At 33.7% G+C, this 19,929-nt stretch carries 2 protein-coding genes and 1 pseudogene; all 3 read right to left on the bottom strand.

Going from position 1 to position 19,929, the window contains the following annotated elements:
- Positions 1–7,046: pseudogene (locus tag ACRBBL_RS24230) on the bottom strand (hypothetical protein); the annotation flags it as partial.
- Positions 7,047–7,357: 311 nt separating this feature from the next.
- Complete coding sequence (locus tag ACRBBL_RS24225; RefSeq protein WP_431371680.1) at positions 7,358–18,409, bottom strand: hypothetical protein; 11,052 nt, start codon at positions 18,407–18,409, stop codon at positions 7,358–7,360.
- A gap of 236 nt (positions 18,410–18,645) precedes the next feature.
- Positions 18,646–19,674, bottom strand: coding sequence for a helix-turn-helix transcriptional regulator (locus ACRBBL_RS24220; protein ID WP_431371679.1), 1,029 nt, complete (start codon positions 19,672–19,674; stop codon positions 18,646–18,648).
- Between the last annotated feature and the right edge of the window lie 255 nt (positions 19,675–19,929).

The raw sequence follows: 19,929 nt of genomic DNA, 5'->3' as shown, positions 1-19,929 counted from the left end.
AGGAAGTTTCCAGGATGCGCCAGTACGTTTTGTAAAATAAATGGTGTGTCAGGATTGGTACCTGAGTATTGAATAACACCATCCATATTGGCATCATTTGTATTATAGCCTGTAACGCTGTAGGTTGGAAAATTTAAAAAGTTGCCTGGATCGTTCAATACTTCTGATAGAATATTTGGCGTATCAGGACTTGTTCCTGAGTACTGAATTACAGTATCTCCATTTGCATTTCCACACCACATTCCATAAATTTCTGTAGGCATTCCAAACGTAGTTCGCGCATTGCTTCCAAATAGCGAAGAATCACCAAAACTTGCAAAGTTTACAGAATTTGTAGCTCCTATAGTGAATGTTATTGCATTTGCGGTCATGATTCCCAAATGACTTCGATGATTTACAGCTACATAGTAGGTGTCTTCAAGATTAGAAAAATTTAATGTAGAAACGCCATCAATCTCTACTACGTCTCCATCGCGTTGTAGTAGTGCAGAACGTGCATACGAAACAATAGTGTTGTTTGTAGGATCACGTAATTCTATCCAAATCCAATCGACAATAGCATTAGCTCCAGTAACATCAAACACGGTAGCTTCACAGGTAATTGCATCTGCATACGGACTCGTCGTTGGTAAGTATCCCGCCATACGTAGGTCGTCTCGCATTAGGTTTTGTTCACCTGCATTCCGATTCAAGGCAGCACCTTGCAAATAGACTCTGATATCTAATGAGAAATCGTTGGTGCATGAAACATCGTTGTAAGTTGCTGTAACATCCTTGAAACTGCTCCAATTTGCATTCGCGTTTGCGGCATCATCTACCAAAATACACGTTAGGTTTGGGTTATTGGTGAAATCAATGATTTCTAAATTCCCGTTGTTTCCATTTTTTACATTTAGAAAGTTTAGGTTATTGTCATTTACTTCAATTCCTGCCAAAGCGCTAAAAGAAGATACATCTAGATTGGTTAATTCATTTTGCGGAACAACAATAGACAATAAATTATCATGTGTGGTAAAGGTGATAGCTGTGATTCCACAATTTGTAGCATCAAGATTTATTAATTGTGTATTTGTGCTTAGATCTAATACTCCTAAATTGACCGCATTTTCTAAGAATAAATCTTCTAATAAAATATTCGTACTGACATCTATACTCGTTATTGGACAATTGCTCAGTCTAAGCTCTTTTAGTTTTGTAAGATTGCTTACATCAATATTGGTAAATGAATTTGATTCAACATTCAAATCTTCCAGACTTACAAAGGCTTCAATTCCAGTGATATCTGCAATACCAGCGCCACCAACATCTAAGGAAATAACGTTTTCGATTAAAGCCGTTGGCACTTGTCCATCATCTGGAATATCATCATAGGTTAAAGCTCCTAGTTCTGATTCAAAAATGGCATCAGGAATTGCTGTATAACGGCAATACGTATCGCTAAAGCTAGTTACAGCTTCGATTTGTGTCCAATTGGTGGTACTATACACAGCATCATCCACCAAGACACAACCCAATACGTTACAGTTACGTGTATCAAAATCGATTACATTGGTATTATTACCATTTTTCATGTTTAGAAACATCAAATTGATAGCATTAAAGGCACTGAACTCAATCAAACTAGTACATACTGATAGGTCTAATGATTCTATATCTGTACCATTTATTCGTATGCTGGTAAGTAACGGATTGTTACTTACATCCAACACTGAAATTAGCGTACCACTTACATCTAAATTTGATAATAATGGCGTATTACTTGTGTCTAAATTTGCTACTTCTGTCCCACTAACATCTAAATACTTCAACAAAGGAACATTGCTGATATCAATATTTGCTAAATCAGATTGGTTGCAATCAATGCTTCTAAGCAACAGATTGTTAGAGATGTTTATACTTATCACATCAGATTCTTCAAAATTGATACTTTCTAAAAGTGTGTTTTGCGATAAGTCAATGGTTGTAAAGTCATTTTCTTTGAGTGATAACCTAGTTAAGGCAGCAAAATCCTCAATTCCTGTAACATCTGATATATTATCATTATTTAAGACAAGCGTAGTTATACTTTCAATGAGTAAGGTTGGTACTTGTCCATCATCTGGAATATCATCATAACCTCGTGAGGTTAACTGTGCTTCAAAACTAGCATCTGGAATTTGTGTATAACGGCAATAACTATCAGTGAAAATACTAGAAGACTGCACATTACTCCAATTACTTATTGCGTATTGTACATCATCTACAGATACACATAAAGATGGACTTCCATAAATAGAATGGCCACTTATGTTTGTATTATTGCCATTTTTTATATTGATAAATTCTGCTACGTTAGAAACAACTACCAATTCATTTAAGGCAGTATTATTTCGTAAATCATAAGATACAATACTATTCCCTGTAGAAACTAAAGATAGTAAAGCAGTGTTGTTACTTAGATCCAGACTTGTTAAGTTGTTATTTACCAGATCAATTTCTAGTAGATTTACTAAACTGCTTAAGTCGAGTTCTGTTAGTGGACAATTAGATAAATTCAAGATTTCTAAGGCACTATTGGTATGTAAATTTACGGTTGAAAATAGATTATTATTGGCTTGTAAATCTGTCAAAGCCGTAAAAGCTTCAATTCCTGTTAAATCAGCAATCGCTTGATTCTGTATATCTAGCGAAGTTATTCCTTCAATTAATAGGGTTGGTACTTGTCCGTCACTAGACATATCATCGTAGCCTAAGGTTTCTAAAGCAGCTTCAAAATTTGCATCAGGAATTGCTGTATAACGACAATAGGTATCGCTGAAACTTGTTTGCGCATCAATGCCTGTCCAATTGGTCGTACTATAGTTAACATCATCTACCAAGACACAAGTCAGATTTGGATTGTTTTGTAAAAAAATGGATAAAATATTCGTATTGTTTCCATTCTTCATATTAAAATCTAAAAGATTATTTCCCTGAAGTGCAACACGTTGTATCAGTGTTGATGCAGAAAGATCTAAAGAAGCTGTTAAGTTATTGTTTGGCATAAAGATTTTTTCAAGATTTGGCAACTCTGGCAATACGATGCTTTGTAAGCCGGCGTTGGTAATATCTATATCTCTTAGTAACGGGCTATTGCTTAAGTCTAAACTTGCTATGGTAGTTTCAGTATTTAATATGAGAATAGCATCTAATACAGGATTGTTATTGACGCTAACACTCGTTACAGGATTACTATTTATCTCCAATAATGTTAAAGCTGTATTGGCATCTACGTTTACAGAAGTAATGTTGTTTTGATTAATTCTCAATTCTTCTAATGCCGTAAAAGCTTCAATTCCTGTAATGTCAGAAATAGTATTCCCAGGAAGTATCGTAAATGAAGTAAGTACTTCAATCAACGCCGTCGGCACTTGTCCATCTGCAGTACTATCATCATAGCCCAAACTATCTAAATATGCTTCAAAATTAGGATCTGGAATTACTGTATAACGACAATACGTATCACTGAAACTTGTTTGCGCATCAATGTTTGTCCAATTGGTTGTACTGTAGGCTGCATCATCTACACGAATGCAGGTTAAATTACTGTTAGAATTCGCTCTAAAGTTGGTGATATTGGTATTAAATCCATTCTTTACATTCAGATGCGTCATACCATTATCTCTAACATCGACACTTGTCAATGCTGGATTATTGGTTAAATCTAGCGATGATATGCTATTATTTCGAATACCAATTTCTTTTAATAAAACATTTTCAGAAACATCTAATTCAGTCAATGAATTACCAAATAAATCAAGTTCTCTTAATGCTACTGCATCAGTTAGATTTATACTTGAAAGTTGATTGGTCCAAATTGATAAATTAGTCAATTCACTAAGTCCAGTTGCATCAAAAGAAGTAATCGCATTTTCGCTGGCAGCAATAAAACGAACACCAGTATTGTTTGACAAATCAAGACTTGTTAATGAGTTTTTATCACACCATAAGAAATCAAGGTTAAGGTTTTGTGAAAGATCTATACTTGTCAATGAATTGTTTGTCAATCGTAAGGACCTTAAGGCTGTAAAATCTTCAATTCCTGTTAAATCTGCAATGGAAGCATTTCTAACATCTAATACCAACTCATTTTCTATTAAAGTCGTTGGTACTTGTCCGTCATCAGGAATATCATCATAGCCTAACGCATTTAAAGCAGCTTCAAAATTCGAATCAGGAATGGCAGTATAGCGGCAATAGGTATCACTAAAGCTAGTATTTAGTTCAATAGCTGTCCAATAGGCCGTACTGTAAGCTACATCATCTACTACGATACAGGATAAATCAGGATTTTGAGTTGTATCAAAATTTCCGCTCAATATCGCCGTATTATTTCCGTTTTTGACATTCAAATATGTAAGCGCGTTGTTTCTGAGAAAAACTTCTTCCAAGGCCACCAATGCAGACAAGTCTAAAGATTGTAGTTGGTTACTGTTTAGATATAAGTTTTTTAAACTTGTTAAATTCCCAAAAGTAATACTCGACAAACTGGCATCATTGGCATCTAGTACTTCTAAAAGTGTATTCGTAGTCAAATCTAAACTGTTCAAGTTTCCTCCATCTTCAACATCTAAGTTTTTCAATTGTAAATTGCTGGAAACATCTAAACTGGTAATAGGACATGAATCTAGATTTAAAATTTCCAAATCTGTGAGTGTACTAACATTAATCGTTGAAAAAGGATTGTTAGCTGCTTCCAATTCGGTTAAAGCAATAAAATCCTGAATACCAGTCATGTTAGTTATCGATTTGCTATTTACATCTAATGAAGTCACTACTTCAATTAAAGCGGTTGGAACTTGTTGGTCGCCTGCAATATCATCATAGCCTAAAGTGTTTAGAGCTGCTTCAAAATTGCTGTCAGGAATGCTAGTGTAACGACAATATCCTGTGGCTGAAAATTGTGTATGTGCATCAATTTGTGTCCAATTGGAAGCACTGTAGGCTGCATCATCTACAAATATGCAGTTGAGATTTGGATTGTTTCTAGCATTAAAGACAAAAATATTCGTATTGCTACCACTGCGGATGTCCAACTCAGTGAGTTCATTTTCTGTAACAATAACCGTCACTAACGATGTATTTGCGGTTAAATCTAAGTTCGTTAAACCGTTACGATTTACATTAAGATATGTTAAATTAAGATTGTTACTGAGGTCTATTGTTGTAAGATTATTAAAATCTGCCTCTAACGTTTGTAGTGCGGTAAAATCCTCTATTCCTGTTAAGTCGGTAATTGCCAAATTAGCGATTAAAATACTTTGCGCATTTTCTATCAATGCGGTTGGTACTTGTCCATCAGTAGCAATATCATCATATCCCAACGTTCCTAATCGCAGTTCAAAATTGGCATCTGGAATAGTCGTATAACGACAATAGGTATCGCTGAAACTAATTTGATTATCAACCACAGTCCAATTGGTCGTACTGTAAGTTGCATCATCCACCAAAGCACAGGTCAAATTAGGAGTGTTTAGTAAATTGATTAATGTAACATTTGTATTATTTCCGTTTTTTAAGTTCAAATAGTTAAGATCAGTACTATTTCCTAATAAAATCCTAGTCAAAGAGGTCGCTCCAGAAAGATCTAATGATTCGAAATTGTTTCCTTCTAAAAAGACTTTTTCTAAATTTTGAATGTCATTTGGTAAGGTAAGATTGACTAAACCAATACTATTTGCATCTAATTCTCTTAACGAAGGACTATTGGATAGATTTAAATTTGTAATTACCGATTGTTCATCAGAGCTATCAAACTCTATGGTTTCCAACAATGGATTGTTGTCTACTAAAAAGGTGTTGATTGTAGAGTCATTAAATTCTACAGTTTTTAATTGTGTGTTTGCACTTAGATCTACTGTTGGAATCGTTTCACCATTCAACTCAAAACTTTCTAATGCAGCAAAATCTTGAATTCCTGATAAATTGGCAGTTCCTGTGCTACTTAAGTTTAAAGCCGTTACATTTTCAATTAAAGCTGTTGGCACTTGTCCATCACTTGACATATCATCATAGCCTAAAGCTTCCAATGTCGTTTCAAAATTGATGTCGGGAATTATAGTGTATCTACAATACTCTGTGCTTGTAAATAGTGTTTGTGTATCAATACTTGTCCAATTGCTTGTACTATAGGCTGTATCATCTACAAATACACAGGTTAACCCAGTATTACTTGTTAGATTTACGCTTGAAATATTGGTATTATTACCATTTCTCAAATTTGCGGAAGTCAAGTTATTATTGCTTAACTGAATGGTACTTAATGCAGTATTCATAGTTAAATCAATACTTGTTAATTGATTTGAGGATGCGTCAAAATTTATTAATGCAGTATTGAAACCTAGATTAATTGTGCTCAATTGATTGTTAGAAATAACTAAGTTTTCCAAATTCACGAGCGGTTCAAGAGAAATGCTTTGGAGTGAGTTTTCATTAACATCTAAGGTTTTTAAATTTGTCAATGCTGAAACTTCTAAAGTCATTAACATATTATTCGTTACTCGAAGTGTTTCCAAGTTCATGCTGTTAAAAATTTCCAGCATTGATAAGTTGTTATTGTTTAGAGAAACTTCTAGCAATGCAGATAGATTCTGAATGTTGATCTGGAAAAGATTGTTATTATCAGCTTGTATGTATTGCAACGATTGATTGTTACTTAAGTCTAATATGTTCAACATATTGTCATTCGCATACAAATGTGTCAATTGAGGCAGACCATTTAGGTTCAAATTTGTCAAATTATTTCCTGAAACATTTAAGGTTTGTAGCGCTGCAAAATGCTCAATTCCTGATAAGTCAGCGATAAATTGATTGGACACGTTTAAGTCTGTCGTTATCATAACCATTCCCATGGGCACTTGTCCATCGCCTGGCATATCGTCAATTCCTAAATTAAATAATGCTATTTCAAAATTAGGATCAGGAATTGGAATGAATGAAGCACATGCTACATTGTTGTCAGTTTCTGTATATCCGTAACTATACCATAGATTACAGAACAGAAGTAAAGCTGTTAGTTTTCTATACATCGTTTTTTAGTTTATTTTAATTATGATTGTTATAAAAACTGTTGCATGAATGTTTTTAAAAACTATTCAGGAGTGTTCTTATATTTTTTGACAAATATTTATAAATCTTCATGCGTTCGGAAAAAAAGCAGGTTGACAAAGTATTAACAACTTGTTAAAACTTCCATTTTTTAAGGGATTGAAGCATTTTTTGGGTTTTAAGATGCATTGGTAATTTGATTAGCTTATCAATAAACAATAGAGATATTGTATCATTAAATACCTCTATTGTTTGCTTTCAAAGGATAGTTATTGCGCTTTTTTGTTTTGAATTATTGCTGGTTTTGTGGTAATTGTTCTATGATTTGATAGGTACTAAAGTTTAGAAAGTTTCCAGGATGTGCCAGTACATTTTGTAGAATGAACGGCGTATCCGGATTGGTTCCTGAGTATTGAATCATTCCATCCATATTGATATCATTTGCGTAATATCCAATGACATTATAGGTTGGGAAATTCAAGAAGTTTCCAGGATCGTTTAATACTGTCGATAAGATATTTGGTGTGTCTGGACTTGTCCCAGAGTATTGCACGACCATATCGCTGTTTGCATTTCCTGCCCATAACGCCGCAACACCAGATGGCATGCCTGAAGCGGTTTGCGCATTGCTTCCATAAGTTGAACTTGTAGTGAAGTCTATAGTATTTGTCGCTACAAATGTTATCGGAGTAGTACTCATAATCCCTAAGTGACTGCGATGATTTACAACTATATAGTATGTATTTTCGTCTGTAGCGAAGTTTAATGGAGAAACACCATCTACATCCACAATGTCACCATCGCGTTGTAATAAGGCAGAACGTGAATAAGAAACAATGGTATTGTCTGTAGCTTCTCTCAATTCTATCCAAATCCAATCGACAATGGCGTCATTTCCTGTAGCGTTAAATACTGTATTCTCACAAGATAACATATCAGCATACGGACTTCTCGTTGGAATGTAACCAGCTACGCGTAAGTCGTCTCGCATTAAGTTTTCTTCTCCATTATTTGGATTGAGTGCTGCACCTTGTAAAAAGATTTTAATAGCTACTGTAAAGTTACTAGCACATGACATTTCATTAAATGTAATGGTGTTATCTACAGCAAACCAATTGATATCACTGTATTCAGCATCATCTACTAATACACAAGTTAAGTTTGGTGTATTGCCTATAGAGAATTGATTGATATTCGTATTATTTTCATTTTGCAGATTTAACGATGAAATTGGCGCATTGGAAAGAAAGAATTTTTCAAGCTCAGTATTCATACTTAGATCTAATGCAGTGATATCAACATTGTTTAGTGATAAATAATTTAGTGCAAGATTGTTAGTGAGGTCTAAACTTGTAAGACTACTGCCGTTGATACTTAAGAAATCTAAGGCTGTATTTCCACTCACATCTAAACTCGTAATGCCCGTATTATTTGTTAATAGTAAACGTTCAAGTCTTGTGTTTGCGCTAAAGTTTAGCGTTGTAAGGTTTGTACCTATTAAACTTAAGTTATCAAGGTTTGTGAAATCTTCAATACCTGTTAAATCAGCAATTGGTATATTGGAAATCGTCAAACCATTGATATTCTCTATGAATACTGTTGGTACTTGTCCATCATCAGAAATATCATCATAACCGAGATTTTCTAAATATGCTTCAAAATTAGCATCTGGAATTTGTGTATAACGACAATGCATTTCATTAAAACTAGCTTGCGCGTCAATATTACTCCAGTTGGCAGTACTATAGGCTGCATCATCAACTATAATACAGTCCAAATCCATATTATTTCTAGCATCAAAAGATGTGATGGAGGTATTATTGCCATTTTGAAGATTTACAATTCTTAATTCTGTTTCAGAAATGTTCAGAGATTCTAAAGATATATTAGATGTTAAATCCAATCTTGACATGTGAGTTCTTTGTAATTCTAAGTCTCTCAGTAATACTGCATCTGCAAGATTAATGTATGTAAGATTTGGCATTTCAAAAGCAATCAATCGTGTTAATAAATTACTTCCACTCAAGTCTAAAGTGCTAATATGTGTTCTGTATATATACAATTCTTCTAAAGCTGTTGCTCCCGTAAGATTGATGATGGTCATAGAATTTTCGTATACATTTACGGTTTCTAATAGTGGTGTATTAGATATATCTAACGAAGAAGTAATGGCTGCTACTGCCTCTAATGACAGTAAGTTTGGCATTTCACTAATGTCTAAGTCAGCAATAGTATTCCCAGAAACATTTAATGCTTGTAGTGCTGTAAAATCTTTAATTCCTGTTAAGTCACTAATGTTGGCATTAGAAGCATCCAACGAATTTACAACTTCAATTAATGCTGTAGGTACTTGTCCGTCGTCTGAAATATCATCATAGCCTAAAGTTTCCAATGCAGCTTCAAAATTCGGGTCAGGAATTAGCGTGTAACGGCAATAGGTGTCACTAAAATTCGTAGTAGCATCAATACTCGTCCAATTGGCAGTACTATACGCAACATCATCTACCAATATACAGGTTAAATTTGGATTGTTTGTAGCATTAAATCTACTATCAGTTATACTCGTATTATTTCCATTTTGCAGCGTTAAGAAACTTAAATTGTTATCACTTATATATACTCTAGTTAATGCTATATTTTGCGACAAATCTAATTCTGTGAGCTGATTTTGTCTAAGATCTAATCGCTCTAAAGTGGGAAGATTCGATACATCGATACTTGTTAGGGCACATTCATTGGCAAATAACTCATGAAATACAGGAAGATTTCCAAAAGTTAAGGAACTTAAATTAAAGTTTTCCTCGATATTAATGTCTTCTAGAAAATCAAGATCAGGAAGATGCAACGTTGTGATATCATTATTTCGAATGTCAATATCTTCTATCAATATATTGTTAGAGAAATCAATAGCAATAAGCTGATTTCGTTCCATTGTAAAGTTTTCTAATGCAGTATTATTTGAAAGATTGATCGCAGAAATATCGTTATTTGATAATATTATATTTCTCAAATTTACATTGTTGTTGAGGTCAATAGTAGTGAGTCCACAATCTGATAAGAAAAGTACTTCTACAAGTGTATTCGTGCTTAAATTTATGGTTCCAATAGAATTTCCAGCAGCTTCTAATTTGGTTAGATTTATATTATTTGTTACATCAAGACTTGTTATATTATTGCGATTGATCACCAATTCTTCTAAGGCACTATTATTTGAAAGATCAAGAGTTGTTAGTGCGTTTTCGTCTATATTTAAAATCCTTAGATTAGCACAATTAGATATATTCACTGATTCAAGTGCCCCTCGAAAACTTCTAAATTCTTCTAAAAGTGTATTATCACTCAAGTCTACTGTAGTTGCTAGATTGAATGCAATATTTAAGTATGTTAATGCTGTAAAATCTTCAATTCCTGTGAAATCGCTAATACTTTGAGAACTAACATTTAGTGAGGAAATACCTTCTATTAAAACAGTTGGCACTTGTCCATCATCTGAAATATCATCATAACCTAAAGTTTCCAACGCAGCTTCAAAATTCGGATCGGGAATTTGTGTATAACTACAATAGGTAGTACTAAAATTCGTAGTAGCATCAATACTCGTCCAATTGGTCGTGCTATACGCAACATCATCTACTAAAATGCACAACAAAGAAGCATTTGAGGTAGCACTAAATGCTGTAATGCCACTATTGTTTCCATTTCTAAGATCTAAAGTGCTTAAGCCTGTATTATTTACATTGATAATTTCAAGGTTTCCATTTGCAGTTAAGTCTAAGATGCCAGTTAATAATGCATTGTCATAGGCTTCCAAATGTTTTAATGCGGTATTGGTACTGATATCAAGTGTGGTAATTTGTGTTCTGAATAGGAATGCTTCTTCCAGTGCAGTTGCATTGGTTAAATCGATTGTAGATACATTTGAATCTGAAGCAGTAATGGTTTGTAAAGCAGTAGCATCAGAAACATCTAATGTAGTAAGTGATGCAGTAGACGCCATATTTAACGTTTCCAAATTCGGCATTCCACTCAAATCAAGATTGATAATATTTGTGCTGGAAATATCTAATGTTTGTAGTCCTGTAAAATCTTGAATTCCTGTAATATCACTTATGTTTAATGAAGATATATCTAGTGAAGTTACCTCTTCAATTAAGGCAGTTGGTACTTGTCCGTCACTCGAAATATCGTCGTAACCTAAGTTTCCTAAAGAAGCTTCAAAGTTAGGATCAACGATGCTTGTATAGCGACAGTAATCTGTTGACGTAAAATTTGCCGTGGCATCAATATTCGTCCAGTTTTCGGTACTGTATGTAACATCATCTACCTGAATACAAGTTAAACTACCATTAAAACTTACGTCAAACGATGTTATTGCAGTATTATTACCATTTCTTATATTTAAACTGTTAAGACTAGTGTTAGAAGCATCAAGTATTTCTAAGGCAGTATTATTGCTCAAATCTAAACTGCGAATATTGCTTCGACTTACGTCTAATTCTCTTAAAGCGCTTAAATTACTTACATCTAGTACATTTAAAGAAGATTGGGAGGTAATAATAACTTCTAGTGAAGTATTAGTGCTTAGGTCTAAACTAGAAATGCTTGTAGTATAAATATTCAATTCTTCTAAGTTTACAGCTCCAGTAATATTAAGTTGAGAAACAAAACTTTCTGTCAACGTCAATGATTTTAAGGCTGGTGTGTTGGAAGCATCCACACTTTCTAGACTAGATGAAATAGGACTGGCAACAAAAGTTTCTAGATTAGGCATTCCGCTGACATCAATAATTGATAAAAGATTTGAAGAAACATCTAATGTTTGTAGTGCTGTAAAATCTTGAATTCCTGTAATATCAGTAATACCTTGACTTGAAGCATCTAAAGAAGTTACCACTTCAATTAAGGCAGTTGGTACTTGTCCATCTTCGGGAATATCATCATAACCTAAGTTTCCTAAATAAGCTTCAAAAGAGGAATTTGGAATTGTGGTATATCTGCAATAGTCAGTTTCGCTAAAGCTGGAAGTAGCATCAATAGTGGTCCAGTTGGTCGTACTGTATGCTGCGTCATCTACTGAAATACAAGTAAGCGCTGCATTTCCTGTCGAATTAAAGATTGAAATGCTCGTATTTGTTCCGTTTCGAACACTTAATGTTTCTAAAGTATTGTTGGATAGATTGATGAAGTCTAACGCAGTAGCGCCATCAAGATTTAGGGAAACTAATGCATTATTTTGGACTTCAAAATCTCTAAGAACATCATTCATGCCAACCGTTAAGGTTTCCAAACCATTATCTGTAATAGAAAGATTTTCAAGAGCGGTATTGGTTGTCAAGTCTAAGCTTGTAATCGAATTGTTATCTGCTGCAATTTGAGTAAGTAATGTATTGGCACTTACATCTAAACTTTCTAAGTTATTTGCATCAATTTCTAAATCTTCAAGAGCGGTATTGTTGCTTAGATCGATGGTTGTAAGTTGATTGTCTCGTACGTTTAGTAATTCTAATAATGTATTTTGTGTTACATCTAAAGCTGTGAGTGAATTATTTGTTGCATTCAGTGTTTGAAGTGCTGTAAAACCTTCAATTCCTGTTAAATCGGCTATGTTTTGATTGTTGATGGAAAGATTTGCAACGCCTTCAATTAATGATGTTGGTACGCGTCCGTCATCAGGAATATCATCATAATTCAATGAGTCTAACACTGCTTCAAAATTACTGTCAGGAATTGTTGTATAGCGACAATAATCTGTTGATGTAAAATTTGCCGTGGCATCAATATTAGTCCAGTTTTCGGTACTGTATGTAACATCATCTACCTGAATACAAATTACGTTAGGAATATTGGTTGCATTAAAATTTGTGAAATTTGTGTTGTTTCCATTTCTAACATCTAGTGTGGTTAGCGAACTAAAACTGCAATTTAAATCGGTTAATAACGGAAGATTGCTTACATCTAACATTGTTATACGTGAGTCTTGACACTGTAATTTTTTAAGATTTACGTTTGTAGAAACATCTAATGTTGTATATGGATTGAAACCTGCCTGTAACTCTTCTAATGCTGTTAAATCTGTGATATCAATAGAAGTAACATTACTTGCTTTACAATTTAATTTGATCAAATTCAAGTTTGAAGTAAAGTCTAGTGTTGGCACAGAATTTCCTTCTATATTTAATTCTTCTAATGCTGTAAAGTCTTCAATTCCTGTGAGATCAGTAATGCTTAATGAAAGGCTCGTGGTAAGATCAAGTATAGTTACCACTTCAATTAAGGCAGTTGGCACTTGTCCGTCATCTGGAATATCATCATAACCTAAGTTTCCTAAATCAGTTTCAAAAAAGGAATCTGGAATCGCTGTATATCTGCAATAGTCGGTTTCACTAAAGCTGGAAGCAGCATCAATAGTGGTCCAATTGGTCGTACTGTATGCTGCGTCATCTACTGAAATACAAGTAAGATCTTCATTTCCTGTCGCATTAAAGATTGAAATGCTCGTATTTGTTCCGTTTCGAACACTCAATGTTTCCAAAGTATTATTGGATAGATTGATAAAATCTAACGCAGTAGCGCCGTCAAGATTTAAGGAAACTAATGTATTATTTTGGACTTCAAAATCTCTAAGTGTCGAATTCATTCCAACCGTTAAGGTTTCCAAACCATTATCCGTAATAGAAAGATTTTCAAGAGCGGTATTGGTTGTCAAGTCTAAGCTTGTAATTGAATTGTTATCTGCTGCAATTTGAGTAAGCAATGTATTGGCACTTACATCTAAACTTTCTAAATTATTTGCATCAATTTCTAAATCTTCAAGAGCGGTATTGTTGCTTAGATCGATGGTTGTGAGTTGATTGTCTCGTACGTTTAGTAATTCTAATAGTGTATTTTGTGTTACATCTAAAGTTGTCAGTGAATTGTTGCTCGCATTCAGTGTTTGAAGTGCAGTAAAATCTTCAATTCCTGTTAAATCGGCTATGTTTTGATTGTTGATGGAAAGATTTGCAACGCCTTCAATTAATGCTGTAGGTACTTGTCCGTCGTCTGAAATATCATCATAGCCTAAAGTTTCCAACGCAGCTTCAAAATTAGCATCTGGAATTGTAGTATAGCGACAATAGGTTGTACTAAATGAAATTTGAGTATCAATATTCGTCCAATTGGTAGTACTATATGCAATATCATCTACCAAAATACAGAACAAGTTGGCATTATTGATCACGAAAAAAGTGTTAATATCTGTGTTGTTACCATTTTGCATGTTAAGGAATTCTAAGGGCGTATTACTAATTGCAAGTTCTCTTATGGAAGCATTTGATGATACATCTAATGAAGTTAGCGACGTGTTATTTAAGAAAATATTTCTCAGTCGTGTCAATGAACTTACATTTATACTTGTCAACCCAGAATTATTTGCTTCTATTGTAGCCAAGAAAGTACTATTACCAAAGGTGATGATTTCTAAATTGGTACAACCACTTGCCATAAGTGCTCTCAAACTCGTATTCGTAGTTATATCCAGACTTGCAAGATTCGAGTTATTGTCAAGTGTCAGTACTTCCAGTGCTGTATTCGTACTCACATCAATAGTGGACAGATTATTATTTTCTAATTGTAAATCTATCAAACTCGTCAATCCGTTTAGGTTGATGCTTGTAATGCTATTATCTTCTAAATCTATATTTACGAGTAAAGTATTTGCACTCAAATCAAGTGTTGTGATATTATTATCTTTGGCTCTTAAAAGTCGTAACCTTGGAAAGTCTTCAATTCCTGTTAAATCAGCTATATTTTCTCCGCTAATGTTTAGTAGTGTTTCGGTAGCTAATAATATTGTAGGCACTTGGTTATCGCCAGAAACATCGTCTAAACCTTCATTTCCGAGTACTGTTTCAAAGTTGTCATCCGGAATGGCAGTATATTCACAATAATCGCCATCTCTAAAGATCATTTGCGCATCAATATTGGCCCAGTTAGTGGTGCTATATGTAGCATCGTCTACAAAAAGACATTCCAATTCGCTATTTCCAGTAATTGAAAAAGTTACAATATTGGTATTGTTTCCATTTTTAAAAGTAGCATCGGTTAAGCTGTTGTTATCAAGTTGAATACTACTCAGTGCAGTATTTGCTATCAAATCAATACTTTCTAGTTGGTTGTTTTGTGCATTTAAATCTTCCAAGTATGTATTGTTGGAAAGATTCAATTGCGAAATAGAATTTCCGCTGATGTCTAATATTTGTAAGTTTCCAAGCATCGTTGGGACAAAATTCGATAGCGAATTGTCACTTACGGAAAGTTCTGTAAGTTGTGATATATTATCGGTATTCAAACTCGTCAAACTATTGTTGTCTGCATGTAAACTTTCCAACAATGGGTTTGAGCTTAAATCAAGAGTTGTTAGCTGATTATTATCTGCATATAAATGCACCAATTGCGTCAAATATGAAAGATCAATACTAGTGATGGTGTTGTCGGAAATATTGAGTGTTTGCAGACTTGTAAAATCTTCGATTCCTGATAAGTCTGAAATGGATTTATTAATTACATCTAGAGATGTGATGCTATCAATCGCTGCTGTAAGAACTTGTCCATCAGCCGAGATGCCATCATATCCTAAAGCGCCCAATGCAGCTTCAAAGTTTGTATCTGGAATTTGAGTATAACAACTCGTATTTACAAAATTAACTTGTGCGTCTATAGCTGTCCAGTTGGCTGTACTATACGCAATATCATCTACCAAAACACAGAACAAGTTGGCATTATTCGTCGCGTCAAAATTGTTAACATCCGTGTTGTTGCCATTTTGTATGTTAAGGAATTCTATGGGCGTATTGCTAATTGCAAGTGCTCTTATGGAAGCATTTGATGATACATCCAATGAAAGTAGCGACGTATTATTGAGGGAAAGATTTTGTAGTTGTGTCAGTGAACTTGTATTCAAGCTTGTTAAGCCTGCATTCTCTGCTTCTATGGTATTTAGAAAAGAATTATTGCCAAAGGTAATGCTTTGCAAATTCCCACAATTATTGACCAACAATGATCTCAAACTTGTATTTGTACTCAAATCAATAGCAAGAAGGCTGTTATTTTCTAGATTTAGTTCTTCTAAACTGGTTAAGCCGTTTACGTTAATGCTTGTAAGGCTGTTATTATTCACAATTACAGTTCGCAATGCTGTATTGGAGCTTAGATCTAATGTAGAAATACTATTATTTGTAGCGCGTAATGTTCGCAATGCTGTAAATCCTTCTATCCCTGTTAAATCTGAAATATTATCATTCGTTACGCTTAATGCAGTTCTAGTAGCTATTAACGCTGTAGGTACTTGTCCGTCATCTGGAATATCATCAAAACTAGATAATTGTGCTTCAAAATTAGGATCAGGAACGGCAGTATATTCACAATAATCACCATCTCTAAAGATCGTTTGTGCATCAATATTGGTCCAGTTGGTTTCGCTATACATAACATCGTCTACAAGAACACATTCCAACTCACTATTCCCTGTAATTGAAAAAGTTGCAATGTTGGTATTGTTGCCATTTTTAAAGGTCGCATCAGTTAAACTGTTTGTATCAAGTTGAATGCTTGTTAGTGCAGTATTATTTGTCAAATCAATACTTTCTAGTTGATTGTTTTGTGCATTCAAATCTTCCAAATTGGTATTGTAAGAAAGATTTATTTGCGAAATGGAATTTCCACTGATGTCTAGTGTGACTAAATCAACTAGCATCGTTGGCAAAAAACTCGATAGCGAATTATTACTTGCATCTACAGTTTCTATGAGCGTATTTTGGGTAAAATCTAATGCGTTTATCGAATTATCACTTACGGAAAGCTCTGTAAGTTGTGATATGTTATCTGTATTCAAACTTGTCAAACTATTGTCATTTGCGTGAACAAGTTCTAATAGAGTGTTGGTACTCAAGTCAAGTGCCATCAATTGATTGTTGTTTGCATACAAATTCACCAATTGCGTTAAGTTTGAAAGATCGATACTAGTGATGCTATTGTCGGAAATGCTGAGTGTTTGCAGACTTGTAAAAGCTTCAATTCCTGATAAGTCTGAAATGGATTTGTTAATTATATTTAGCGTTGTAATGCTATCAATCGCTGCAGTAAGAATTTGTCCATCAGTCGAGATGTTATCATATCCTAAAGCGTCTAATGCAGCTTCAAAGTTTGTATCTGGAATTTGAGTATAACAGCTCGTATCTACAAAATTAACTTGTGCGTCTATACTTGTCCAGTTGGCAGTACTATAAGCGACATCATCAACCGCAACACAGGTTAGGTTTGGATTATTTGCAACTGCAAAGGTTGTAACATTTGTATTGTTTCCATTCTTTATATTCAGAGTTCTCAATGCATTATTATTCACTCCTATAATGCGAATACTTGGACTGTTGCTTAAATCGATTTCTGTAATGGAATTGCCACTGGCATATAATTGTTCTAAGGCAATGCTGTTTGTTAAATCTAAAGTTGTCAAGTTACTATTGGTGATTCCAATAGCGCGTAACAGCGGATTATTGGTGACATTGAAAGTGTTGAAATTATTGTTTTGTGCCCAAACACGTGTTAAGATTGTATTATTGGTCAAATCTAAACTAGTCAGGTTGTTATTTTCTAATAACAATAAACCCATATCTGGGCATCCGGTAATATCTAAAGAAGTTAAACCATTATTTCGCGCATTTACAAAGGTTAAATCCGTATTATGAATTAAGTTTAAACTACTGATGGAATTATCATTTACTGATAAGCCTGTTAACGCTGTAAAGTCTTCAATACCTGTTAAATCTGAAATATTACTATTGCCTACATTTAAATCTGTAAGCTCTTTTATGAGATAGGTTGGCACTTGTCCGTCATCAGAAATATTATCGTAGCCTAAATTTTCTAAGGCAGTTTCAAAATTGCTATCGGGAATCGTTGTATAGTCCAAAATAGTGACCAAAGCAGTGTCAGAGTATATTGAATCTCCACCAGAATCTGTTACTAAAGCTCTAAACAAATAACCAGCAGTGACTTCCATATCCAATACAATGGAAATTGTGGTTGTGTTACTTCCTGAAAAACTTCCGCCATCAATGGCAGGAATCCAAGTGGTACCATTATTAATAGAAAATTCCCAGGCAACTGTATCCAGATTTGTAGCTGCAACTGTTAGCTGTCCGGTTTCATTAGTGTCAATGGTAATATCTGTAGGTTGTTCTGTAATTGTAGGCGCAACAGTTTTAACTATTGCTCTTTTTTTAGTTGTGTAGTCAACAGTATTTTTTGCAGCATAAAAACTGTACGTTAAGCTCAAAAACACAATGAATAGTAGCTTTTTTTTCATGTATACGGTAGATTAGTTTATGTTATATATGGTTTAAAAAAACTGTTTTATAGATGACACTAAGTATTAGTAAGTAGTGCTCTCAGAATTTTTGTCAAATATTCACAAACCTCATCAGTAGAGAAAAAAAAGCAGGTTGACAAAGTATTAACAACTTGTTAAAACTTAAGTAAATTAAGGGTTTAAGACGTTTTTTGAAATTTAAACGTTTTTTGAGAAGTGTAGTAAGTGTAGACTTACAGAGACTTTAAATAGTCAGAAACTGTCATATCTGACGCAAGATTTATTTTTTTTCGGAGTCGCGTTTTGGTAACGTTTACCGAATTGACCGTTGTGTTTCTAATGATTGAAATTTCTTTAGAGGAAAGTCCCATCTTTATATACGAACAAAGTTCTTTATCTACACGAGTCATGTTTGGATGTGCTTCTAGTAATTTATCCAAGAAACCTGTGTTCACCACATTTAGGTTTTCTTCAATAAGCTTCATGCGTGTATTAATTTCGTTTTGATGAAGAAGTTCAACAATGACTTTATTTATATTTTTTTCAAGATCTCCTTCTTTCTGCGCTAGTTTCAACTTGTTGATAATATTATCGTTAAGTTGAGTACGAACTTTATTATTTGCTAAAACCATTTCCATATCCTTTTGTTTTAGCAATAATTCCTGTTGATACTTTTCTTTTTCTAACTGCAATAATTGTTGGGATTTCGTTTTAATGATTTCATTTTGATTTTTCAATGTTTCATTCTGCACTAAGATTGTTTTTTCATTCTTATTCCGCATCGTATTCACAAATCGTAATCCGATAGAAAAAATAAGTAAAACTACTAAGGTTAATATATATCCTACAATTCCAAATTCTCGTTGCGTCATTTGAATATGATGAAGAATGGCAAAAGTGACGAAAGAATATGTAAAACTTATAATTCGCCAAGTTTTATTTTTCAATAAAAAAATGCTATAAACTCCTATAGAAAGGGCGATAAATGGTACTTCGAGTTGTTCCGTGTCGAGCGCTACAGCAACGGAACATAATGTATTGGTACTAAAGAAAAAGATGAGGCAAGCAATTTGATTTTTTCCAATAGAATTTAGATAAATCACAATGAAAAACATTGTTTCTGCTAGTAAAAGGATTAGCATTACTATATACTGCTCGTCTATAAGTTTTTTTATAAAAACTACAGGAATAATAAGTACGCCTCCATAAAGACATATTAAGTTTAGGAGTCTTAAAGCACGTCTATCAAACTCAGTCGCCATATAAGTGACGCCTTTATTTATGATTGTATTATGATATGATTTAACGGTTTTAAACAACTACCTTTTCTTCTTATTTATTAATCATGATATTTAAATGCAATACTACAAATATAACTATTCCTAATCCCTAAAAGAATTTTAGTATTTTGAATAACTATATTTCTAATACTCTAATTACTATATAGTGTTTTTTGTATCTAAGATGCATAAATAGGAGAATACGAGTGAATAACTTCTAATGAATAGAATTATAAA

Source organism: Kordia sp. (assembly GCF_050633145.1).
Taxonomy (GTDB): Bacteria; Bacteroidota; Bacteroidia; order Flavobacteriales; family Flavobacteriaceae; genus Kordia.
Note: the sequence above shows the minus strand (reverse complement) of the source record. Positions and strands in the feature narration are given on the sequence as shown.